Annotated in this window: 19 protein-coding genes; 13 read left to right on the forward strand and 6 right to left on the reverse strand. The window is 63.6% G+C overall.

What is annotated here, in order from left to right:
• The 7 genes from IT430_15020 to IT430_15050 all read left to right on the forward strand — a co-directional run.
• Nucleotides 1–884, forward strand: an 884-nt coding sequence (locus IT430_15020) for an HTH domain-containing protein (GenBank protein MCC6909250.1), incomplete at its 5' end; no start/stop codon positions are given.
• A 32-nt stretch (nt 885–916) separates the two neighbouring features.
• Nucleotides 917–2,833 carry an AAA family ATPase gene (locus IT430_15025; protein ID MCC6909251.1) on the forward strand — a complete coding sequence of 639 codons (1,917 nt, stop codon included), beginning with the start codon at nt 917–919 and terminating at the stop codon, nt 2,831–2,833.
• Nucleotides 2,834–3,016: 183 nt separating this feature from the next.
• Nucleotides 3,017–3,511 (forward strand): hypothetical protein, encoded by a 495-nt coding sequence (locus IT430_15030; GenBank protein MCC6909252.1) that lies wholly within the window; start codon nt 3,017–3,019, stop codon nt 3,509–3,511.
• A gap of 59 nt (nt 3,512–3,570) precedes the next feature.
• Nucleotides 3,571–3,876, forward strand: a complete 306-nt coding sequence (locus IT430_15035) for a DeoR family transcriptional regulator (protein ID MCC6909253.1) — start codon at nt 3,571–3,573, stop codon at nt 3,874–3,876.
• 571 nt (nt 3,877–4,447) lie between these two features.
• Entirely contained in the window at nt 4,448–6,109 is a 1,662-nt protein-coding gene (gene murJ / locus IT430_15040; protein ID MCC6909254.1) for a murein biosynthesis integral membrane protein MurJ, read from the forward strand.
• A 33-nt stretch (nt 6,110–6,142) separates the two neighbouring features.
• The gene (locus tag IT430_15045; protein ID MCC6909255.1) at nt 6,143–7,015 is read left to right on the forward strand and encodes an SDR family NAD(P)-dependent oxidoreductase; all 873 of its coding nucleotides are present in this window, start codon (nt 6,143–6,145) and stop codon (nt 7,013–7,015) included.
• Between the two features lie 163 nt (nt 7,016–7,178).
• The gene (locus IT430_15050) at nt 7,179–10,019 is read left to right on the forward strand and encodes a pyruvate, phosphate dikinase (GenBank protein ID MCC6909256.1); all 2,841 of its coding nucleotides are present in this window, start codon (nt 7,179–7,181) and stop codon (nt 10,017–10,019) included.
• Between the two features lie 9 nt (nt 10,020–10,028).
• Here IT430_15050 and IT430_15055 read toward each other — a convergent pair whose 3' ends face one another.
• Entirely contained in the window at nt 10,029–10,877 is an 849-nt protein-coding gene (locus IT430_15055) for a hypothetical protein (GenBank protein ID MCC6909257.1), read from the reverse strand.
• 130 nt (nt 10,878–11,007) lie between these two features.
• Here IT430_15055 and IT430_15060 point away from each other — a divergent pair, with 130 nt between their 5' ends.
• The 5 genes from IT430_15060 (at nt 11,008) to IT430_15080 (ending at nt 16,894) form a co-directional block, all read left to right on the forward strand.
• Complete coding sequence (locus tag IT430_15060) at nt 11,008–11,517, forward strand: hypothetical protein (protein ID MCC6909258.1); 510 nt, start codon at nt 11,008–11,010, stop codon at nt 11,515–11,517.
• Nucleotides 11,514–11,714, forward strand: coding sequence for a sulfur carrier protein ThiS (gene thiS / locus IT430_15065; GenBank protein ID MCC6909259.1), 201 nt, complete (start codon nt 11,514–11,516; stop codon nt 11,712–11,714). Before IT430_15060 ends, thiS begins: the two co-directional genes overlap by 4 nt.
• A 40-nt stretch (nt 11,715–11,754) precedes the next feature.
• Nucleotides 11,755–12,576 (forward strand): thiazole synthase, encoded by an 822-nt coding sequence (locus IT430_15070; protein ID MCC6909260.1) that lies wholly within the window; start codon nt 11,755–11,757, stop codon nt 12,574–12,576.
• A 185-nt stretch (nt 12,577–12,761) separates the two neighbouring features.
• A complete protein-coding gene (locus IT430_15075) occupies nt 12,762–15,392 on the forward strand; it encodes a hypothetical protein (GenBank protein MCC6909261.1) in 2,631 nt (876 codons plus the stop codon).
• A gap of 50 nt (nt 15,393–15,442) precedes the next feature.
• On the forward strand, nt 15,443–16,894 hold the full coding sequence (locus tag IT430_15080) for a hypothetical protein (protein ID MCC6909262.1): 1,452 nt from the start codon (nt 15,443–15,445) through the stop codon (nt 16,892–16,894).
• On the opposite strand, the gene IT430_15085 is transcribed toward IT430_15080, so the two are convergent.
• From IT430_15085 to IT430_15105, 5 genes are all read right to left on the reverse strand, one after another.
• Nucleotides 16,895–17,809: a hypothetical protein gene (locus IT430_15085; protein MCC6909263.1), complete on the reverse strand. Its 915-nt coding sequence runs from the start codon at nt 17,807–17,809 to the stop codon at nt 16,895–16,897.
• Entirely contained in the window at nt 17,800–18,618 is an 819-nt protein-coding gene (locus IT430_15090; protein MCC6909264.1) for a hypothetical protein, read from the reverse strand. The genes IT430_15085 and IT430_15090 overlap by 10 nt, the downstream gene beginning before the upstream one ends.
• A gap of 18 nt (nt 18,619–18,636) precedes the next feature.
• The gene (locus IT430_15095; protein ID MCC6909265.1) at nt 18,637–19,446 is read right to left on the reverse strand and encodes a prepilin-type N-terminal cleavage/methylation domain-containing protein; all 810 of its coding nucleotides are present in this window, start codon (nt 19,444–19,446) and stop codon (nt 18,637–18,639) included.
• 13 nt (nt 19,447–19,459) lie between these two features.
• Nucleotides 19,460–20,266 (reverse strand): prepilin-type N-terminal cleavage/methylation domain-containing protein, encoded by an 807-nt coding sequence (locus IT430_15100; protein MCC6909266.1) that lies wholly within the window; start codon nt 20,264–20,266, stop codon nt 19,460–19,462.
• 854 nt (nt 20,267–21,120) lie between these two features.
• Nucleotides 21,121–21,408: a GIY-YIG nuclease family protein gene (locus tag IT430_15105; protein ID MCC6909267.1), complete on the reverse strand. Its 288-nt coding sequence runs from the start codon at nt 21,406–21,408 to the stop codon at nt 21,121–21,123.
• A gap of 131 nt (nt 21,409–21,539) precedes the next feature.
• Between IT430_15105 and IT430_15110 the strand changes: the two genes are divergently transcribed.
• On the forward strand, nt 21,540–21,779 hold the full coding sequence (locus IT430_15110) for a hypothetical protein (GenBank protein ID MCC6909268.1): 240 nt from the start codon (nt 21,540–21,542) through the stop codon (nt 21,777–21,779).
• Nucleotides 21,780–22,270 lie beyond the last annotated feature (491 nt).

Below are 22,270 nucleotides of genomic sequence, written 5' to 3' on the forward strand. Positions count from 1 at the left end.
ACGGCGAAAACCTGCTCGCGGACATCCGCAGGCAGCCTGCGACCGCGGACACGCCCGTGATTGTCATGACCGCCCATGGGACTGACGGCCCCGATCTGGGGGTGAAGCAGATGAAGCTCGGTGCGACCGACTTCGTCAACAAGCCCTTCGATGGCGGCAAGCTGGATACCGCTATTCGGGAAGCCGTGGCGAAACGGCAGATTCCCAATGGGCGCTCGATACCGTCGCTCGTCGAGCCGAAGCCGGCAGGACCGCCGCGCCCGTTCTCGGGCGGACTGCTTATCCTGCACGAGCAGCGCGCGGAATTATGTGGAATCCCAATTGTTGAGAATGGCTCGCGCGGGCATGCCTGGCGCATCCTGGAGATCCTTGCCGAGAAGAACGGGGCGGGAAAGTACCGATCCCTGAGCGGGCAGCAGCTGGCGACGAAACTCGGTCGCCGTGTCGGGCAGAATGCAGTGTCGCAGTGCATTCGAGCTCTGCGAAAGCGGATCGCGACGACGCTGATCGAGCAGTTGAACATCGAGTGCGGTGATCAGAATGTCATCCAGAGCGGCGGGCGCGGCTATCGGCTGAACGAGAGGATCGAGGTTCGATTCAATGCAGGCGATCGTCCAGCAACCGATCCTGGCGGCAGTGACGAATTCGGAGCCGCTGACGGCGCCATGGGCGGGAGTAGCCTTGAGTTCAATGAGCGTCAGCAGTGGATACTCGATGAGCTTCGGGCGGGAGCGGAACTCCGCCGTCGCGACATCGAGACGCGGTTCAACTGCTCGACGAAATCGGCGAAGCGAGACCTCGCCGATTTGCGGGAGCAAGGACTCATCGCGTTCGAAGCGAAACCGGTGCCGGGGTACTACCGGCTCTGCTCGGGCTCAGTTTGACCACGAACCACCGATGGAGGAGAATTAGTCGCATGAAACTGAGATCAGTTCGGGTACGGATGTTCCGGAACATCCTCGACTCCACTGAAGTGAAGATCGAGGATAGGGTCACATGTCTCGTCGGAAAGAACGAATCCGGCAAGAGTGCCTTTCTCCATGCCTTGTGGCGATTGAGGCCCGCTCGGTCGACGCCAAGGTTTTCCATCCCACAGCAGTACCCGGCGTGGCTTGAAAAACGTCATCGCAATGAGGGAATTGACCAAGACGATGTGTGCCCCATCGAGGTGACCCTCGAATGGCAGCCGGCGGATGTGAAACGGGTGGAGGACAAGTTCGGCGCTGGAGTCGTAGCGGTTGGTGCGATCCTGCGACTGTGGAAGACGTATGACAACAGGTACCGCTGGCAGAGCGGATGCAACGAACTCCAGGCGATTCGCAACTTCGTCGGAAGGCAGCAGATTCCAGACGGCGCTGTGGCCGCCTATGCCGAGCTGCAGACGTTCGAGGAATTGATGCGGGGACTCTCTGAGGACGTCGAGAGCCATGCGGAGGACGAGGAAGATCTGAAGTTGTTTACTAATGCACAGTCGGCTGTGAAGACGTTGCTTGGTGAAGACAAGAGCTTCGACGACGCAGTCTGGTCTATCGCTCAAGCGCGATTTCCGGAGTTCTTCTACTTTGCCGACTACAGCAAGCTGCCCTACACGGTAAAGATCCGGCACGTTCTTGAGTCACAGGATCTCAATGACGCCGAAACGACCGCGCGGGCCCTGCTTAGGCTCGGTGGGACGGAGAACGACTACATGCTCAATCCGGACTACGAGCATCGGAAGCGCGAGCTTGAGAATGTCGCCAATGTTCTCACGGATGACGTGAACAAGTACTGGTCGCAGAACCCAGAGCTCCGCGTTCAGCCGGACATCACGCAGATTACCGAGCATCGTAAGGATGGCCAGCATGCTGTGCTGGATGAGTTGAAACTCCGCATCTGGGACAACCGTCACTCGCTGTCGCTGCCGTTCGATGAGCACTCGGCGGGATTTCAGTGGTTTTTCTCGTTCCTCGCGGCGTTTTCCGAATACGAACACCGCGACCCGCCGGTGGTCATTCTGCTCGACGAGCCAGCGGTGGGGCTTCACGCCAAGGCCCAGGCTGACTTTCTGCGGTTCATCGAGGAGCGATTGACGAAGCGGTGCCAAGTCATCTACACCACGCATTCGCCGTTCATGGTGCAGCCGGGTAACTTGGAGCGGGTCAGGCTCGTAGAGGACGGCGGTAAGGAAATCGGTGCCGTCGTATCCAGCGAAGTGTTGACGCGCGATCGAGACACGCTTTTCCCTCTGCAAGGCGCACTTGGCTACGACCTCGTGCAACACTTGTTCGTCGCCGAGAACAACATCGTCGTGGAGGGCACGTCAGATTATGCCTATCTCAAGCTGATGTCGGACTATCTTGGCGGAAAGGGCCGGTCCAGTCTAGATCCGAAGTGGAGCATCGTGCCAGTGGGTGGAGCTGACCTGATCCCGACGTTCGTCGCGCTGCTGGGCAATCATCTCAAAGTGACGGTCTTAGTGGATTCGCGCAAGGAGGGCCATCAGAAACTTGAGCGCATGGCGAGGGACGGCTACTTGGAGAAGCAGCGCATCATCTTTATCGGCGACGTCCTCAGCCGAAAGACCGGTGACATTGAAGACCTTTTCGAAGAGGAAGAATACCTCGCGCTTTACAACAAGGCGTACGGAAAGTCGCTCAGGACGAAGGACCTGACCGGGGTTGACCCCATTGTCGGGCGCATCGCTCGGCTCGAAGGCAAAGAGCGGTTCGACCACGGGCGACCTGCGGACGTCCTGCTACGCGAGCGCGAGGCCATCCTGTCCACGCTGAGCGAGGACACGCTGAAGCGATTTGAACACCTGTTTGAGCGGATCAACGAGACACTTGGTAAGTGACGTCATGTCGAATGACAACCGGCTGCAGCGGACGTTCCGCCACGTGGCTCGCTGCTGAACGAGAGAGCGTCGAGAGCCGTGGCCTCGGCGCAGGCTCTCGGCGGACGACACCCGTACGAATCGCTGCTATGCTGCCCGATGGTGGCTCGTTAGGCCGCATACTGAGTCGAGGAGGATCAGCAAATGGACGAAACGCCGCCAGCCTCGCATGAGGCGGGAGCAGGGAGTCCTTCCTCGCACCGGGACATCCTCATGACGCTCGATCAGCTTGAATCGTCGGGGAAGCTGGATGTCTTGGCATTTCTCGGAGACCAACTGCACGCGGAACAGTCTCACTACTGGAATCGATGGGCCGCTCTCGCGGCCCTTCACGCTGCACTCTTGGTCGTAGCCGTCGAGACGTCGGGCTGGGCTCGGACCCTGACGGCGGTTTTCGGTATCGGCCTCGCCGTTGTCTGGATCGCGATCCAAGCGAGAAGCCGCGAGTACGTCAACCGTTGGAAGCCGTTCTTTCACTCTTATCGAAGGGCGCAGGGGCTTGCCTGGATCGGAGAACAAGCATCGGCGGCTGATAGTTCGAAGTGGGCCTCCACAGAGTGGGCGGGACTTGTTCCGTGGGGACTGCTTCTCCCATGGGTAATCCTCGCAGTTCTTGGCATCATCAGTATTGCGGCCTAACAATGGCATGCTGCCGATGCTGATCCGCACCGCCTGTCTTGCTGAGCGTCGCTCCCAGAATGATCTCCCGTGCGACCGGATGGGATCCTCAGCGAGCGGCGACCCTGGGGGACAGCAGCGGGGTCACTTCGGTTGTCCCCGGGGACAACGATGGTGTCCCCGGGGTCAACGAGCGACAACAGTGGATACTCGATGAGCTTCGGGCGGGAACGGACCTTCGCCGCGGCGACATCGAAAGTCGGTACAAGTGCTCCGCGAAGACGGCGAAACGCGACCTCGCCGAACTGCGGGAGCGCGGTCTGATCGAGTTCGTGGCAAAGCCGGCGCCCGGGCACTATCGTCTCTTATGCCCGGTCTCAGGCTGATTTGCGGGCGATGTCGGCCAGTTGGAGCAGATGCGGCGGCATTGACGATCCGAATGCGTCCACATACCGTTCGACCATCGAGGCGACCGGTTCAAACGAGTGCCAGTCGCCCCGATGAACCCAGAACAACGCCCGCCTCGGTCGACGAATCGATGGCGTAGACGATCCCCCCAACTCACCGCGATGATGTCGTTGACGGCCAGGGCCGCGCTCCTCCCCCCTCCGAGAAGCGCTCCCACGGACGCGATCAATGCGAGTCTGCTGCCCATTTCGTTTCTCAGGACGCCTGCCCCGACAGTCGCACTCCCTCGGGCTCGGCGCGGTTCCACTCGTGGCCGCATCTCGGGGGCGTTAGAGTACCCGATTCTTGCCTCGGCTGCCATCCGGCGGATGCGGGCCCTTGTTGAAGTTCAGCGGTGAACGCTGTCCGGTCCGGCGGGGCGGAAGCGGCGGGCGATTTCTGGATCGCCGCGCCGCGGCCGGTCGATGAAGGCCGCAGGCTGGAGGCCGACCCTTCCGAAGCGCGAACGCCCGGGACCGGCCGGCAAAGCCCGTTGGTACACTCCGCGCGGTGGCGACCCAAGATCAAGACAACGCGACCGCCCCGGCCCCTGTCCCCAAGTCCGGGGCGGCGCGGGGGCTCGTCGCGGCCACCTGGGTCGTTTCCGGCCTCACATTCCTGTCCCGCATCGCCGGGCTGGTTCGCGACGCGGCAAACTCGCGGACGTTCGGCTCCGGGCCGGACTTCGGTGCCTTCACCTTCGCGTTCCTCATTCCCAATCTGTTCCGGCGGCTGTTCGGCGAGGGCGCGCTGAGCGCTTCATTCCTGCCGCGCTACACGAACCTGCTCGATGAAGATCCCGGCAAGGCGCGGGCGTACGCCCGGCTCGTGATCGGATCGACGGCGCTGGCGCTGACGGCGATCACGGTGATCGTCGAGGTTGGTCTTGCGCTGCTCTGGCTGCAATGGCGCGATCAGCCGGACCTCTCGACGCGCGTGCTCGCGGTCGAACTGACGATGCTCACGTTCCCGTACATGCCCATGGTGTGCGTCACGGCGCTGCTGGGCGCCGTGCTGCAGGTGCACCACCGCTTCGGTCCGACCGCGGCGTCGCCGATCCTGCTCAACCTGGGCATCATCATTCCGACGATCGGCACGTGGTGGTACTCGACCACGCATCCGGAGTTCGACCGCACGCGCGGGCTCTACTTCGTCTGCGTGGCCATTCTGATCTCGGGCGTCGTGCAGATCATCTGGTCGCTGTGGGCCCTGCGCGATGCGCGGACCCAGGCGCCCCGCCCCAGCCGCGCTCAGATGGACGAGAGGCGAGCCGATCTTCGGGATACCTGGCGCTTCGCGCTGCCGATGATCCTGGGCCTGGGCGTGCTGCAGCTGAACACCTTCTTCGACGGGCTCATTGCCTCGTACCCGTTCCTCGTCGGACCGACGCTGCTCGGCTTGGATTACCCGCTCGACGGCCATTCCGCAGCCATTGTCGGGTACGCGCAGCGTCTCTACCAGTTCCCGCTGGGCGTGTTCGGCATCGCCGTCGCGACCGCGATCTATCCGGCGCTGGCGCGCACCGCACGAGCGGATGGCGAATTCGCCGAGGTCGTGCGACACGGGTTGCGGCTGACGATCTTCATCGGCCTGCCGGCCACGATCGGGTTGATGTTCGTCGCCACGCCGATGACGGCGGTCATCTATCACGGCGGGCAGTTTCCGGCGCAGGACGTGTTGCGCGTGGCGCGCGTCCTGCTGGCCTACAGCCCGGCGGTGTGCGCCTACTCGATCATTCACGTGCTGACGCGAGCGTACTTTGCCCGCGGCGATTCGATGACGCCCGTGCGCATCTCGCTGTGCATGGTCGGCTGCAATCTCACGCTCAACCTGCTGCTTATCTGGTGGCTCGGCGAGGCCGGGCTCGCCGCCTCTACCTCGATCTGCGCAATCATGCAGGTGCTGCTGCTGGTGCGCGGTGCGCGGCCGGTCGCCGATGACGCACTCATGGGCCATCTGGCTCGCATTGCGTCGGCGACGCTGGTGATGACCGTAGTGCTTGCCGCGTTGCGCACCGTCTGGCCCAGCGACTCGGGGGATTGGTGGGCGTCGCTGCGCGAACTCGCTGCGTTCACGACTGCGGGCGTTGCGGCGTATCTGCTTGCGGCCCGGCTGCTGAAGCTCGAAGAGTGGCGCTGGCTCGTGCAACGGGAGAGCGGCGTTGAGGGTTGATCCCCGCTGACGAGACTACCGTTACAATCCCCCATGAAATCGCTCAAGGATCGGGTCATCTGCATCGTCGGCGCCAGCAGCGGCATCGGCCGCGCCACCGCCGTCGAGTGCGCCCGCGCCGGCATGCAGGTGGCGGTCGCGGCCAGACGGATGGATCGCCTTGAGCAACTCAAGGACGAACTGGCTGAGCATCGCTGCGAAGCCCTGGCGCTGCGCTGTGACATCTCGTGCGAGACGGAATCAGCCGAATTGATCGATCGATGCCGTGAGCGGTTCGGACGGGTGGACGCGGTTCTGGCCAACGCGGGTTACGGCCACGAAGGCTCCATCGTGGACCTCTCGGATGAGGCGCTGCGACAGATCTTCGAAGTGAACTTCTTCGGTACGGTGCGGATCGCCCGAGCCGCCGTCGAGGCGTTCCGCCGGCAAGGCAACGGCCATCTGCTGATTACGAGCAGTTGCCTGTCGCGCTTTACGCTGCCTTATTCGGCGGCATACAGCGCGACCAAGGCCGCCCAGACGCATATGGCGCGAGCGCTTCGCCTGGAACTTGAGCACGAGGGGATCGACGTTTCGGTGATTCACCCGATCACGACACGAACAGAGTTCTTCGACACCGCCTGCGACGTCGCCGGAGTGGAGCGGCGCGGCCTTCCCAAGCACTCGCCCAGGCTGTTCATCCAGCCGCCTGAGCGCGTTGCACGGGCGATTGTCAAGTGCCTGCGCCGGCCGACGCCCGAGGTGTGGACGAGCCACATCACCCGTCTTGCAGCGGGGGTGATGGTTGCGTTTCCGTCGTTCCATGACTTTTGCGTTCGTCGCGAACTGGCGCATCGCCGCTCGTTCACGACCAGCGAGGCTGTGACCCCGCCGCCGGCCAAATCAGGGCCAAATCCCGCCTCCTGAAGGGCGTATCACGCCTGCTTCTGTTGATGGCGCCGGGCAGTTCGCTACGATAGCAGTTCATTCCGGCTGCACCGATCGCCAGCGCCGTTGCTGGATGAGCCGTGCCTTCTTCTCGCCCCGCAGCCGCTCACCGAGCCCCTTACCTTCAGCAGGTCCATTGCACATGGCCAAGAGCGCAAAACCCATGAAACGATCCACCACGCGTTCCTCCACCCGCAAGGGTTCCCGGAAAGTCAAGCACAACAAGCCCGCCGCGACGAAGATGGTCTACTTCTTCGGGCGCAAGCAAACGGACGGCAACGCGAAGATGAAGCCGCTGCTCGGCGGCAAGGGCGCCAATCTCGCCGAGATGACCTCCATCGGCCTGCCCGTTCCGCCGGGCTTCACGATTACGACGGAGACCTGCGACGCCTACTACAAGGCCGGCCAGACCTTGCCCGGCGGCCTCATGAAGCAGGTGCACGAGGGCATCGCGTTCATCGAGAAGGAAACGGGCAAAGAGTTCGGCGGGGCGCGCAATGCGCTGCTCGTTTCGGTGCGCAGCGGCGCCGCCATGTCGATGCCGGGCATGATGGACACCATTCTGAATCTCGGCCTCAACGACGAAACCGTGAAGGGCCTTGCGGCCGACACGGGCAACGAGCGCTTCGCCTACGACGCCTATCGCCGGCTCATCAACATGTTCGGCGACGTGGTCAAGGGCGTGGATCACGAGCACTTCGAGCACGCGTTCGACGCGATCAAGAAGAAGTATGACGCCAAACTCGACACCGATGTGCCAACGGAGGGCATCAAGGAACTCTGCGAGGCGTACAAGGCGGTGTACGAGCAAGGGGTGGGCAAGCCCTTCCCGCAGGACGCGGTGGAGCAGTTGACCGAGGCCATCGAAGCGGTGTTCGGGTCGTGGAACAAGCACTCCGCCATCACGTACCGCCGAAAGGAAGGCATCAGCGGGCTGCTAGGCACGGCGGTCAACGTGCAGGCGATGGTCTTTGGCAACATGGGCGAAGACAGCGGCACCGGCGTCGCCTTCTCCCGCAACCCCTCCACCGGCGAGAATGACTTCTACGGCGAGTTTCTCGTCAACGCCCAGGGCGAAGACGTCGTCGCCGGCATCCGCACGCCGCGACCCGTCGCGGAGATGAAACTCTGGCGGCCGGAGATCCACAAACAGTTGCTCGGCGTGCGCAAGCGGCTCGAAGCGCACTACCGCGAGATGCAGGACTTTGAGTTCACCGTCGAGCGCGGCAAGTTGTACATGCTGCAGACGCGCACGGGCAAACGCACCGGGTTCGCCGCGGTGCGCATCGCCGTGGAGATGGTCAAGGAGAAGTTGATCAGCAAGGAGGAGGCGATCGCTCGCGTGCCGGCGGGCGATCTCATTCAACTGATGCTTCCGAGTTTCGATCCGGCAGCCAAGAAGAGCAACCAGGCCATCGCCACCGGTCTGCCGGCGTCGCCCGGTGCGGCCGTGGGCAAACTGGCCTTCACGGCCGAAGAGGCGGCGGTGCGAACCGCCAAAGGCGAAAGCGTCATTCTCATCCGCAAGGAAACGAGCCCGGAGGACGTCGAAGGCATGCACGCGGCCGCGGGCATCCTGACGAGCACGGGAGGGATGACGAGCCACGCCGCCGTGGTGGCGCGCGGCTGGGGCAAGTGCTGCGTCGCCGGCGCGGGGGCGATCCACATCGACGCCAAGGGACGCAAGGCTGAAGTGGGCGGCCGCACGCTCGGACCCGACGACGTTATCTCGATCGACGGCTCGACGGGCGAAGTGTTCATCGGCGCCCTTCGACGCGTCGAGCCCACGCTCGAGGGCCCGCAATCGCAACTGCTCGCGTGGGCGGACAAGATCCGCCGCATGGGTGTGCGGACCAACGCCGACACGCCCGATGATGCGCGCAAAGCCCGCGAGTTCGGCGCGCAGGGCATCGGCCTGTGCCGCACCGAGCACATGTTCTTCGAGGGCGAGCGGATCAAGTCCATGCGGCAGATGATTCTCGCGGACAACCTGGCGGATCGCCAGGCCGCCCTGGCCAAGCTGCTCCCCTATCAGCGCGACGACTTCATCGGGATTTTCACCGCGATGGACGGCCTGCCCGTCACCGTCCGCCTGCTCGATCCGCCGCTGCACGAGTTCCTGCCGCACGAGGAGGCGCAGCAGCGCGAACTCGCCCGCGAGGCGCACGTCACCCTCGAACACATCCAGCGGCGCGTCGAACTTCTGCACGAAGCCAATCCGATGCTCGGGCATCGCGGCTGCCGCCTTGCCGTGACCTACCCCGAAATTCTCGTGATGCAGGTGCGGGCCATCACCGAGGCGGCGATCGACTGCATCCGTCGCGGCGTCGATGCGCGGCCGGAGATCATGATCCCGCTCGCGGGCACGCAGAAGGAACTCGAACTGCTCCGCCGCCTCACGCTCGAGACCATCGACCTCGTCTTCGCCGAGCAGCAGTACAAGAAGAAGCTGCGCATTCCCGTGGGCACGATGATCGAAGTGCCGCGCGCCGCGATCACCGCCGACGAGATCGCCACCCAGGCGGATTTCTTCAGTTTCGGCACCAACGACCTCACCCAGATGACCTTCGGCTTCAGCCGCGATGACATCAATACGTTCCTGCCCGATTACCTGAACAAGGACATCCTGCCGGTCGATCCGTTCCAGACGATCGACGCGGGCGGCGTGGGCGTGCTGGTCGAGATGGCGTGCACGAAAGGACGCGCGGTCCGGCCTGATCTGAAACTCGGCATCTGTGGCGAACACGGCGGCGATCCGCAGTCGGTCTACTTCTGCCACCGCGTCGGCCTGGACTACGTCAGTTGCTCGCCGTTCCGCGTGCCGATCGCGCGTCTGGCGGCGGCGCAGGCCGTGGTCAGGGAGCAGACGGCGGCGTCCAACAGCAAGGTCGCGAGCATTCGCGACGGCGCTAAGGGCAAGTCGAAGTCAAAGTCGAAGAAGCAGGCCAAGGCGCGCGATGGCCGCGTCGCCCGGCGCAAATAAGCGCGCCCGTCAACCATCAGTATCTTCAGCCGGCTCTGCATCAGGTGCGGAGCCGGCCCGCTTTTCCCGCTGCAGTCTGGCCTCACGAGCCTTGGTCGCCTGCTCGTAGAGACCCCACTGCATGACGAGCTGCGGCCCGACGTCGAGCGCGAGTTGGGCCCAGATCTCCTCCAGCTGCCCGGCGTTTTCCTCGGCGATGCGCCGCTCCGTCCACTCCACGCCGTTGGTCACGCTCTTGAACATCGAGTTCATGATGCGCCACTCGTAGTCGGTCTGCGGCATCTGCGAACTCAACCCCGGAATGTACTCGGGCAGGTGAAAGTACCACTTGCCGTCTTCCGCTTGACGGATGAGAATGCCCACACCGAAGGCCGGCTGCCCGTCGATGGTGAGCGCGTACGTCTCATCATCGACGTAGATGGTGCTCACCCGCGCCATCTCCCGATCCATGGTGCCGAATGGATCGGCGATGATGAGCGTCATTCGATCCCGCCACTGCTCGCCACTTCGGGAGGTTCGGCCGGAGGCGGCAAGCTTTTCGCTGCCCGCCTCGGCCGCCCTGGCGAGCAAGCCTTCGACTTCATTGGGGTACTTTTCCTGAAGCGTCTCGGAGAGTTTGTACAGACGATCGAAAAGCGGGCCGAGCCGATCGAGCAGTTCCTGCATCTTCGGGTCCTGCGCGCGAATGAGCGACGGGATCTGGCGCACGTTGCCGTCCTTGAGCATGTCCGCCAGCGACTGCACCGTTGCATCCGCTGAGGCCTGGCTGTAGGATCGCCTGCGGCAGCCGGGCAGTGCCAGGCACGCCAGCAGGCCGGCGACGACTACCAGGTAGACCAAGCTGCTTCGGGTGCGCATGTGCAATCTCACTTCCCGCCTGATCTACCGCCGCGCCGGGCTGTAGATGCACGGCCGCAGCGGAATGCCTCTGCGCGGGTCAGCCCGTCATTGAAGGATACCATCGCGACGGCCTCGCGGGCCCGTTTCCATGCCAGACGAAATCCGTCTCACCATCCAGGTCGTCGTTTCGCTGCTGATCATCTTCGGCGTGTTGTGGTGGATGTGGCGCATCCCCGGCGAAGCGATCCGTGGCTCGGTCGCGGCCGCGATGCTGGCGTTCGTCTCGGTGTGGTTTGGGGTGGCCGCGATTGTCGCCGCCGCCTGGCTCTGGTGGACAAGCGTGCCGCAGTTCTGGGCCATCACGACGGTGCTCATCTGGGCTGCGGCCATCTCGACGGGTTTATTGGCTCTGTGGACCTACCGCCACACGCCGCCCGATCAGATGCTCGCGGAAGTCCACTTGCAGCGGACGCAGGCTCGCGTGGGCGTGGCGCTGGGGCTCGTGGCGGTGACGATGTGGTACATCTACATGATCACCCGGTTTTCGGGTCTTCCGACTCAGGAGCCGGGTGAGCCGGCAGCTGGGCTCGGCGCCCATGTCGCACCGCTGCGCACTGCCGAAAACGAGGCGCTGCGTACCTACAATCCGCGGTCATGATGATTGTCGTCAATGGCGAAGAGATTGACATCGCCGGCTGCCCGACGCTGGCCGATCTGGTCGAGCACTTTGGCCTGGGCGACCGGGCGGTGGCCGTCGAACTCAACCGCGAACTGATCCCCCGCGACCGGCACGCCGAAACGCGGCTGCGCAAGGGTGACCGCATCGAACTGGTCACGCTCGTCGGCGGCGGATGACCAGGTTGCGAGGCGCCGCCCCGCCCACCGGAAAGAAACGATGTCCGAATCGCTCATCCTTGGTTCAATTGAGATCGCTTCGCGCCTGATCGTCGGCACCGGCAAATACGCCAACTACGACCTCATGCAGGCGGCGCTGGACGCCTCGGGCGCGGAGGTCATCACTGTGGCCGTGCGGCGCGAGCGGCTGCTGGATGACCGCGGGCGCTCGCTGCTCGATTTCATAGACCTCGACCGGTATGCGATCCTGCCCAACACGGCCGGGTGCTTCGACGCGGCCGATGCCGTCCGCGTCGCCCGCCTCGGCCGCGAACTGCTCAGCCAGATGAACAACCCCGGCCGGGATTGGGTCAAGCTCGAAGTGCTCGGCGACAAACAAACGCTTCTGCCCGACCCGATGGGCACGCTCGAAGCCTGCCGCGAACTCGTCAAGGACGGCTTCAAGGTGCTCTGCTACACGTCGGATGATCCGATCGCTGCGGTGCGCCTCAAGGCTGCAGGAGCCACGAGCGTGATGCCGGCGGGCTCTCCGATCGGCTCGGGGCGCGGCATTGCCAATCCCGCCGCGATCCGCATCATCCTCGAGCGACTCAAAGACGGCGACCCGGCTTACCCCGTCATCGTCGATGCCGGCGTCGGCACCGCCAGCGACGTGACGCTGGCGATGGAACTCGGCTCAGATGGCGTGCTGCTCAACACCGGCATCGCCCACGCGCGCGATCCGGTCACCATGGCGTCAGCGATGAAGCACGCCTGCCTCGCCGGCCGCGCCGCCTACCTCGCCGGCCGCATTCCCAAGAGGCTCTACGCGACCGCGAGCAGCCCGTGGGAGGGCGTCATTTCGTACATCCCGGGCGAATAACTCCGGACTTTCATATCCGGTTCACCGGCGGGAATTGTGGCCGCTGGCCGGGATATCCCGGCTTCTGCTGGCCGTTTTTTGACACTGGGGCCAGCGCAGAGGCCCAATGAGCACTGGCACAACCGTTGCATAGTGCCTTCGCAAGCGACCACTTTGAACAACCCAAGGTCGCGCGAAGGAACGCCATGAGCACCCCCACCCCCCGCCGAGCCAGCCGGTACTGCCGAACCACTTCCCCCGCCGACGCCCGACCGGTCTTCAACCCGCTCGAGCCCCGGCGGCTTCTCACGGTGATCGTTCCGCACCTGATTTTCGATCCGACCGGGGCGGCGCCGGCTCACGTGGGTTCGCTCAGCGCGCAGGGCCAGACGGCCGAGTTTTTGTTCACCGCAGGCAACTCCGGTTCTGCCGAGTTCGATCACGGCGGCTCGGGCTCGGATGCCGACCTGACGATGCGCCTCTATCGAGGCAATGAGCTCCTCGCCACTGAAGACGACGGCGATGGGAGCACCGGCCTGGCGGCAAGCGTCTCCGAGGGAGCCGAGTACCGCCTCGTCATCACGTCAAACGTCGCGTCGCCCGTCGGCTACAGCGCCTCACTCCATCTGCCGACGCCGCAGATCATCGACGCCAGCCCCAACAGCGGCGGCGACTTCGAAAGCGGCCTGCTGCGCTTCGACACCGCGACCCAATCCTGGTACTTCGCGTACACCGCGCCTTCCAGCGGCCTCATCGAGGTCGAGGCCGAGAGCGACGACGTCCGCCGCAACGGCGAGGACTTTGACACGGACCTCTTCGTCTTCGACGCCTCCGGCAACGAGATCCATCGCGATGTGAACCCGCAAGACGAGGGGCGATGGAACGCGTCGGTCGTCGGCGGCCAGACTTACACGTTCCTCGTCCGCCAGGACATCTCCGGCTTTGACGTCGGCACCTTTACGTTCAAACTCGAAGGACCTGAAGGCAACGGAGGAGGCGGAGGCGGAGGAGGCGGTGGAGGCGGTGGAGGTGGCGGCAACAACGGCAACAACCTCCCGCCGAGCCTCTCGGCGACACCCGGCATCGTCCGGCACGGCGACACGCTCACACTGCTCATCGAAAACGACGGGCACGGCGGCGGTCGGCACAGCGGCAACGAGTTCGAAGTCCGCCGCGCCTGGTTCTACCGAGATACCAACCACAGCGGATCACTCGACAGCGATGATGCCCTGCTTGGCACAGACTTCAACGACGACTTCGGGTTCCGCTGGGTCGGCGGTGTCAGTCACACATGGGGAACCGGAGACCAGGGCTTCTTTGCTGTCATCGAAGATGAGAACTTCTCCACGCGGACCCTGTCCGCCACGGTGACCATCGACAACAGCGCGGCCGCGAACCAGATCTCCATCTATGAAGAGGACGGCGACGAGATCACCCTGAGCCTCAAGGGCTCCAGCGGCACCATCAGGTATGAGACCGACGATCACGGCGGCATCGCCCGGATCATTCTCGACGGCGAGGACTTCTCCAGTGGTAAGCTGTCATCGCGCCTGCGGCGCGGCAGCAACAGCGATGGCCGCCTCTCCGTCGGCGAACTGGTCGGGGAAGACGGCCTTCCCATCGAATCGCTCAGGCTGCGCACCATCGATCTGCGCAACGTCGATTTCACCGGGCAGGGCCTGATGATCAACGGGGCCGACACGGTCATGCTCGGCAGCCTCAGTGGCGACGCCTCGATCAGCGGTTCCGTCCGCCGTCTGACGCTCGGAAGCGTCGATACTGACGGCTCATTCGACCTCGGCGACGTTACGTCGATCACCGCAGATTCGCTCAACGTCCGTGGAGGCCTGCGTATCAGGTCGGTAGGTTCGATCAATATCAAGGGTGACGGTCACTTCAGCTTCGATGCCGGTGACGACAACTCCCCCACCACCATCAACCGCATCCGCGTGCGCGGTGACGCCTCGGGTCAATGGACCTTCCGCGGCGAGACCGAAGTTCGCAACGTCATCATCGACGGCCGTGGAGAACTCGAACTCAACGATGATCGCACCGGCCGCTCGTCGGTGCGCAAGATCACCGTGCGAGGTGACGATGATTTCTCCAGCATGCACATCGAGATGGAGCACCTCCAGCGCCTCGACATCCACGGCGGGCTGCGACTGATCGATGACAGCGACATCCGCGGCCTGCTGAACATGCGAATCCGCGGGTCGTTCGAATCCGGATCGCTCAACCTGGTCGGCGAGGACAACGTCAAGATCCGCGTTGACGGCGACGTCGCGGCCGGCGCCATTCTCAACGTCGACGGCGGCTCCCTGGATGTCCGCGGCGACGTGCACGGAACCGTCAACATCGACAGCGCCCGCAAGGCCGACGTACGCGGCGATCTGGCCGGCGGAACGCTCAACTTCACCAACTCCGAGTCCACCCGGCTCCACGTCCGCGGCGACGCCCGCGAAGGGGCGACCATCTCTGCCGAGTCCTCCATGAGGGAAATCATGGTCGGCTCGCTCCTCGACTCCGCCATCTACATGGGTCTTCGCAACTGGGGCGGCGGCCTGCCGGGATCATTCGCACAGTTCGATGCGCCTGAGAGCGTGCTGGAGCGCCTGACCGTCAAGGGAATCACCAGTGGCTCGACTATCGCCGCGCCGCGTATCGAGCGGCTTGATCTGGGCCGCGTGTCCGACGCAGGTTTGACGCAGATCGGGGCTGGCTCAGTCGAAGAGGCTCGATTCAGCGCCGCAGATGGACTGCGCTACTTCCTCCGGGACGGCAGCCTGTTCGAAAGCGGGCCGGACCTGCCCTACCTGGATCTGCTGGAATTGATCTGACGCACGTGACGCCGCAGGGCAGCGGCCATTGGATGATCTAGCATCTTCCGATGGCTGCTGCCAAACTGCCCACGATCATCCAGGGCGGAATGGGGATCGGAGTATCCCACTGGCCGCTGGCCCGCGCGGTTTCGCTGCGCGGCCAACTCGGCGTCGTTTCGGGTACAGCGCTCGACGCCGTCTTTGCCCGCCGCCTGCAGAACGGCGATGTCGGCGGCCACCTCCGCCGCGCTTTGACCCAGTTTCCGATCCCCGGCGTCGCCGAGCGCGTGCTCGAACGCTACTTCATTGACGGCGGCCGCCGGCCCGGCGAGCCTTATCGAGCGACGCCGCTGCCGGCGTTGCAGCCGACGGCGCACCAACTCGAACTGCTCATCGCCGCCAACTTCGTCGAGGTCTTCCTCGCCAAGGAGGGCCACGCAGGCCTTGTCGGAATCAACTACCTCAGGAAGATCGAGCCGCCCACGCTGCCGTCCCTGTTCGGGGCGATGCTGGCGGGCGTCGATGTCGTGCTCATGGGCGCCGGCATCCCCACGACCATCCCAGGCATTCTTGATCGCCTGGCGCAAGGCCGCAGCGTTGAACTGCCCCTCGAAGTGCAGGAGGGTGAAAGCGCGCCGATGCACTTCGACCCGCGCGCCTTCTGCGAACTGCGCGGCGGCGCCATGCCACCACTTGAACGACCCGACTTCTACGCCATCGTTTCTTACGACTCGCTCGCCACGATGCTCTCGCGCAAAGCCACAGGGCGCATCAACGGGTTTGTTATCGAAGATTTCACCGCGGGCGGCCACAACGCCCGGCCGCGCGGCCGCATGCAACTCAACGAACGTGGCGAGCCGATCTTCGGTCCGCGCGACGTGGCCGACCTGGCCGTATTTCGTGAACTCGGCGTGCCCTTCTGGCTCGCGGGCACTCGGGGCCACCCGGATCGCGTGCGCGAAGCGATTGAGGCGGGTGCGCAGGGGGTGCAGGTCGGCACTGCGTTCGCCTTCTGTGCCGAGTCCGCCATGACGCCGGATGTCAAGCGCCGCGTGTACGAAGCAGTGCTGGCCGACCGTGCTGACGTGTTGACCGACCCGCTCGCATCGCCGGCGGGCCTGCCCTTCAAGATCGTCCAGCTCGACGACACGCTCTCGGACTCGTGCCTGTACGAGGCCCGCCCGCGCTATTGCGACCTTGGCTATTTCCGACATGCATATCGGCGCGAGGATGGAAGCATCGGCTGGCGCTGCCCCGCCGAACCGGTGGACGACTACGTCCATCGCGGCGGAAAGGCCGAGGACACCGTCGGCCGCAAGTGTCTGTGCAACGGCCTGATCGCCGCCATCGGCCTGCCGCAGATTCGCAATGGAGGCGATGAGGAGCCGATGCTGATCACCGCCGGCCAGGGCCTGCGCGACATCGCCCGATACATCCGACCCGACGGGCAGTGCTACACGGCAGACGAGGTCGTTGACGACCTGCTCGCCGGCGCCATTGCGGCTCGTGCAAGCGCCTGATCAATCCCAGTATGGCGTGGTTGTCTTCTCATCCGTCGCGCCGAAGAGGCCGAGCCACATGTCGCCGCCTTTTTCGAGGTCATCGACGCGGAAGAGGTTGTCGCCGTTCACTTCAAAGAGCTTTTCGCTCTCCGCGTTGAAGGTCAGCTTCTGAGAGTGGCCGTCGTTGAACATCACGTTGCCGGTCCAATCCGATGCATCGCCATGACGCTTGTTTGTCTGCGAGTCGGCATTGAACGCGCCGTCCTTGGGCCCGCGATCCGCGAGCACGACAAACTTGCCGTTCAGCGAGTCGCACCATTCAGCTGTTCGCCGCGCGCCGAGAAGTGCGAGCATGGCATAGCTCACATTGGCTCCTGGCTTGGTGATATCGGCGCTGAAGTTCGGATCCCAGAGCCAGTAATCGTTCCAGTCCTTGTCATCCATCGTGCCATACCGGTAGTCCTTCTTGACGACGACGTTCGGATTCGCCTCGTCGGGACAAACGGTGATCTCTGGCGAGTAGTAGGTATTGAAAATCATGTACGAGATCACATTGGCCGTGGAGTTACCCGACTGCGAGTTCGCGGCTGCCGTCTTTGCAGAGATCTTGTTGGGGATGGGAAACTGGCCGCCAAAGTCGTTCGCGAAAAGCACAAGACCCTTGTGCATTTGGGAGAGGCGCGTTGAGCACAGCCGCGATCGATCACGGACTGGCTGACTCGAGTAGCTCGGGTATACGAGCACCAGTAGAAGCACACCGCAGGCGATCAGGGTGAGAAGCTCAATCACAGAGAACGCACGGCGACTCGGTGTCAAGGCACGATTCATCGCATCACGCTCCTTCCGGGAGAGTTGTGGAATGCATGATTCTACAGGTGGCGCGACGATGCAGGCAATGATCGAATTCCCGGCGGCTGGCTGAATCAATCCCAATACGGCGTGGTTGTGTTCTCATCCGTCGCGCCGAAGAGGCCGAGCCACATGTCGGCGCCTTTTTCGAGGTCATCGACGCGGAAGAGGTTGTCGCCGTTTACGTTGAACGCGTTGGGGTCCCTGGACGTAAACGTAAACTTCTGCACGTGGCCGTCGTTGAAGGCGACATTGCCGACCCAATCCTTCGTGTTGCCGTGGCTCTTCATGGTGACCGATTTGGCGTTCCAGGCGCCGTTCTTTGGCCCGCGATCGCTCACTACGGCAAAGTTCGGGTCGAGCGAGTCGCGCCACTGGTTCTTCTTGCGGTCGCCGATCATGGCGAGTGTGGCGTAACTCACGTTCGCGCCGGGCTGCGAAATATCGGCGCTGAAGTTGGGGTCCCAAAGCCAGGCGTTATTCCAGTTCGGATCGTCCATCGTGCCGTAGCGGTAATCACTCTTGACGACAAGATTCGGACTCGCGTCTTCCGGGCAGGTGATGACTTCAGGCGAGTAGTAGGTGTTGAATGTCATGTAGGAGAAGAGGCTCGCGGACGAGTTACCGGTCTGCGTGGTGACCGCCGCGGTCTCGGGCGAGATGTCCATGGGGATCGGATAGGTTCCGCCGAAGTCGTTGGCGAAGAGGATGAGGCCTTTGTGGATCTGCATCGCTCGTGTGGAGCACGTCAAAGTCTTGCCGCGCCCGCCGCGCGGACGATTGCACGCGCGCAACACGATCCCCATCCCCAGAACAACCGCCAGCACCATGATCACGACGATCGCGTCGAGAAGCGAGAAGCCGCGGCGCATTGACCAGTTCCGCGTTCGCATCCTGCACACTCCTCATCATCAATCCCAGTACGGCGTGGTCGTCGTTTCATCGGTCGCGCCGAAGAGGCCGAGCCACATGTCGCCTCCCATGCTCCCGTCGTCGGCAAAAAAGAGGTTGTCGCCGTTGATGGCGAAGCTCGGTGAGTCCTTGGCCCCGAAGACCGATACCTGCACGCTCCCATCGTTCATCGCGACGCTCCCTTTCCAGGCATCGCGATTGCCGTGGTTCTGCAAGGTGAGAGATTTCGCATTCCACACCCCATCCTTCGGTCCGCGATCGCCGGCCACCGCGAAGTTCGGGTCGTTGAGGTACTTCCAGTGGTTCGTCCTGCGGTCACCGATCATTGCGAGCGTCGCGTAGCTGGCATTGGCGCCCCATTGGGTAATGTCCGCGCTGAGGCTCGGGTCCCACTTCCAGGCAGTGTTCCAGCCCTCGTCGTCCGGCGTTCCGTAACGATAGTTGGTCTTGACGACAAGGTTCGGGTTTGCATCGCTCGGGCACGTGATCGCGTCAGGCGAGCAATAGGTGTTGAAGATCAGGTAGGAAAAGAGGTTGGCGGACGAGTTGCCAGATTGCTTGCTCAGCGCAGCCGTCTCGGGCGAGATGCCCATCGGGATGGGGTAGGAGCCGCCGGAATCGTCGCTGTAGAGTGCCACCCCCACGCAGATCTGCCGGACGCGTGTCATGCAACGTACTTGAGGACTCACGCCACAAGTCGTGCCATTCACTCGCCAGAGTAACCAGAAGAGTGCTGCGCAGACGAGCACCACTACAAGAAGTTCAATGAGCGTGAAACCGCGGCGGACTGGCCTGTTCGAAGCTCGCACGGCACACTCCTCATCAATCCCAGTACGGCGTGGTCGTCGTTTCATCGGTCGCGCCGAAGAGGCCGAGCCACATGTCGCCGCCCGTCTCACCATCGTCGGCGAAGAAGAGGTTGTCGCCGTTCGCGGCGAATGGCGCCGCGTCCTTCCTTGTGAACTTCATGCCGCGCACGCTGCCGTCGTTGAACGCGACGTTGCCGGTCCAGTCATCGCGCTTGCCATGGCTGAGCAGTGTCAGGGACTTCGCATCCCAGACGCCGTCCCTGGGTCCGCGGTCGGCCGCCACGGCGAAGTTGGGATCGAGCGAGTCGCGCCACTGGTTCTTCGCACGATCGCCGATCATCGCCAGCGTGGCGTAACTCACGTTCGCGCCTGGCCGCGTGATGTCGGCGCTGAAGCTCGGGTCCCATTTCCAGGCGGGGTTCCAGTTCGGATCATCCTGCGTGCCGTAGCGGTAGTCGGTCTTCACGTCCACATTGGGATTTGGGTCGCCGGGGCAAATGACAAACTCCGGCACGGAGTACGTTTCGAACACCATATACGAAAGCAGATTGGCGGACGAGTTGCCGGATTGAGCGCCGATCGCCGCCGTCTCTGGTGAGATTTCCATGGGGAGCGGATACACGCCGCCGGAGTCGTTCGCGTAGAGGAGAAGTCCCTTGTAGAGCTGATTCGATCGAGTCTGACAGGTCAGCATGTCGTTGTGCTGGTGGTGGCTCGACGCGGGCATCAGGATTACGACGAGTAAGACGAGCACCACGAGTACAACGATGAACTCGATGAGCGTGAAACCGCGGCGGACCGGACGAGCCTCTCTGTTCACCTTGTCATTCCTCTCTTCGCCGCAGCGGCGATGGGAATCGTATCAGCAGCCCGTTCGCAGGATCATCGCCCATGGTTCCGCGATTCGCCTGCCCGGTGCGCTCCCTGACTGCGCGGCAAATCCTGGCCGCGAGCACGATACGATCGCCTGATGCGACAGCGCCTGCGCAGCACGATCAAGTGGACCGGTACGGCGGCGACCGTGGGGCTGCTGGTGGTGTGGGTGGGGAGTGCGTTCGGAGGGGCCGGCTTCGACTGTTCGCCGACACTAAATGGCGGGGTACGGTCGGGATGCCTCTACCTCGGTTGGGAGACTCCGTGGAGAGCTTGGCCGCAATCCTGGCATGGTGAAGTCTACAGGAACATGAGGGTCGGAATGTTCTGGGAGTGGTGGTTCGCGGTCTGGCAAGTAGCGCTGCCTGGTGGCATCACTTACGCTGGCGTCGCTATCCCTGTTTGGAGTATCGCAATCACCATGGGCACTCCAATCGCTTGGCTATGGATTCGCGACCGCCGCCGCGCGCCGGGGCTCTGCCTCAACTGCGGCTACGACCTGCGCGGAACGGATCATGCGGCGTGTCCGGAGTGCGGTGACCAGAAAGCGCCTCGCTGACGCTTCGGGCTCGCTTCGCGCGTGCTCGAACGATCATGCCGCTCCGTCGTAGGTCGGGACCGCTGCTCTGAGCGCGGCCCGGCGGGCTGGACGTGTTATGGAGCTTGGACGTGCGTGGCGCGCCGGCCGTCGAATTGCCGGGCCTGCGCTCTTCGGCTCGGCTCAGGATCTCGACAGAGCCTTGTCCCGACCTACGCCCGTGCGAGGACGCGTGTCGAGATGGCTCGCCATGAGCGACGCATTCATCTTGTGCGTCGCCGACTCAACTCGTGGAGTTGCTTCACGTCTCCGGCGATGAGGGCTTCCTTTTTTCCCCGGGACCATCTCTTGATTTGGATTTCGCGCTTTCGAGCGGCGCTCAATGTGGGATGTGGCTCGGAGTAGACCAGCGAGACCGGTCTCCGCTTCGCGGTGTGGGCTGAACCACGACCGCTGTTGTGGACGTCAACTCTTGAGTCGAGTTCGGCGGTGACGCCGACGTAGAGAGACTGGTCGGCGCAACGGAGAGTGTAGAGATGAAAGGCAGACACGCCGGGAGTCTAGGAAGCATTGACTCCGTTCTGGACGTAGGCCACGGCAGCCCTTCGACTCCCAGAACCTCGCTCAGGGCATTCGACTCCGCATCATTCGCGCGGAACAAGCGGAGTCGAGATGGCTCGCCATGAGCGACGCGCCGGTGCCTGCACCGCCGTGGAGTCGAATGGAGCCGGGGGGAATCGAACCCCGCGAAATCAGCTGTGGCGGTAGCCGCAATGGGCATGACGCACAGATAGACGCACAGGGCAACGCCGATCTCGCCCGCGTCGTGCGTGCGTGGCCGAATATGCCCGACAAACTGCGAGCCGTAGTCGTGGCGGCGGTGGATGCGTTGGGGTTGCTGCAAGGGGAAGTCGATGAGTGATGTTGAGCGCATCAACGCGATTCTTCCGCGTCTCCTGCGTGACCTGGCGAATCAGGTTGAGGCGGCGGGGCCGCTCGGGGGCGAGGCTTTGCGAGCGGCGCAGCCCGGAGCGGGAACGACCGACGCTTTGGGAGGGAGTGACTGCGCAGCCCCGAAGCGGTCCCGAGTCCGTAGTGAGCGAGCCTTCAGGCCGCGAGCGAACGAAGGACGGTCCGCCGATGTTGTGCGCGATGATGAAGTGGCGAGGGGTGAAGTGTCGAACGCGGCCGGGCTGACCAGCCCGGCCGCGTTCCTTTCACTTGAATACATTCAACAAGATCGTGACCATGTTGAGAGTGCGTTGGTGACAAGGTATGACATGCGGTGCTTGACCCCACGCCATGCAACGAATAGCGTTGTTTCGACTCTCGAGGGAGAGCCACATCCTGCCGGCAGGTTGCCAGCGAGCGCCCAGCCGAATATGCAGGCACCTTCCATCGCACGCAAGTGGC

The organism is Phycisphaerales bacterium, assembly GCA_020852515.1.
Lineage (GTDB): Bacteria > Planctomycetota > Phycisphaerae > Phycisphaerales > UBA5793 > UBA5793.

Excerpts from the sequence above, each read along its gene's own strand:
- IT430_15110 (MCC6909268.1), top strand. The coding sequence starts at position 21,540 with ATGAGCGACGCGCCGGTGCCTGCACCGCCGTGGAGTCGAATGGAGCCG.
- IT430_15045 (MCC6909255.1), top strand. The coding sequence starts at position 6,143 with ATGAAATCGCTCAAGGATCGGGTCATCTGCATCGTCGGCGCCAGCAGC.
- IT430_15060 (MCC6909258.1), top strand. The coding sequence starts at position 11,008 with ATGCCAGACGAAATCCGTCTCACCATCCAGGTCGTCGTTTCGCTGCTG.
- thiS (MCC6909259.1), top strand. The coding sequence starts at position 11,514 with ATGATGATTGTCGTCAATGGCGAAGAGATTGACATCGCCGGCTGCCCG.
- IT430_15035 (MCC6909253.1), top strand. The coding sequence starts at position 3,571 with ATGATCTCCCGTGCGACCGGATGGGATCCTCAGCGAGCGGCGACCCTG.
- IT430_15030 (MCC6909252.1), top strand. The coding sequence starts at position 3,017 with ATGGACGAAACGCCGCCAGCCTCGCATGAGGCGGGAGCAGGGAGTCCT.
- IT430_15025 (MCC6909251.1), top strand. The coding sequence starts at position 917 with ATGAAACTGAGATCAGTTCGGGTACGGATGTTCCGGAACATCCTCGAC.
- IT430_15050 (MCC6909256.1), top strand. The coding sequence starts at position 7,179 with ATGGCCAAGAGCGCAAAACCCATGAAACGATCCACCACGCGTTCCTCC.
- IT430_15080 (MCC6909262.1), top strand. The coding sequence starts at position 15,443 with ATGGCTGCTGCCAAACTGCCCACGATCATCCAGGGCGGAATGGGGATC.
- IT430_15070 (MCC6909260.1), top strand. The coding sequence starts at position 11,755 with ATGTCCGAATCGCTCATCCTTGGTTCAATTGAGATCGCTTCGCGCCTG.
- IT430_15090 (MCC6909264.1), bottom strand. The coding sequence starts at position 18,618 with ATGCGAACGCGGAACTGGTCAATGCGCCGCGGCTTCTCGCTTCTCGAC.
- IT430_15075 (MCC6909261.1), top strand. The coding sequence starts at position 12,762 with ATGAGCACCCCCACCCCCCGCCGAGCCAGCCGGTACTGCCGAACCACT.
- IT430_15055 (MCC6909257.1), bottom strand. The coding sequence starts at position 10,877 with ATGCGCACCCGAAGCAGCTTGGTCTACCTGGTAGTCGTCGCCGGCCTG.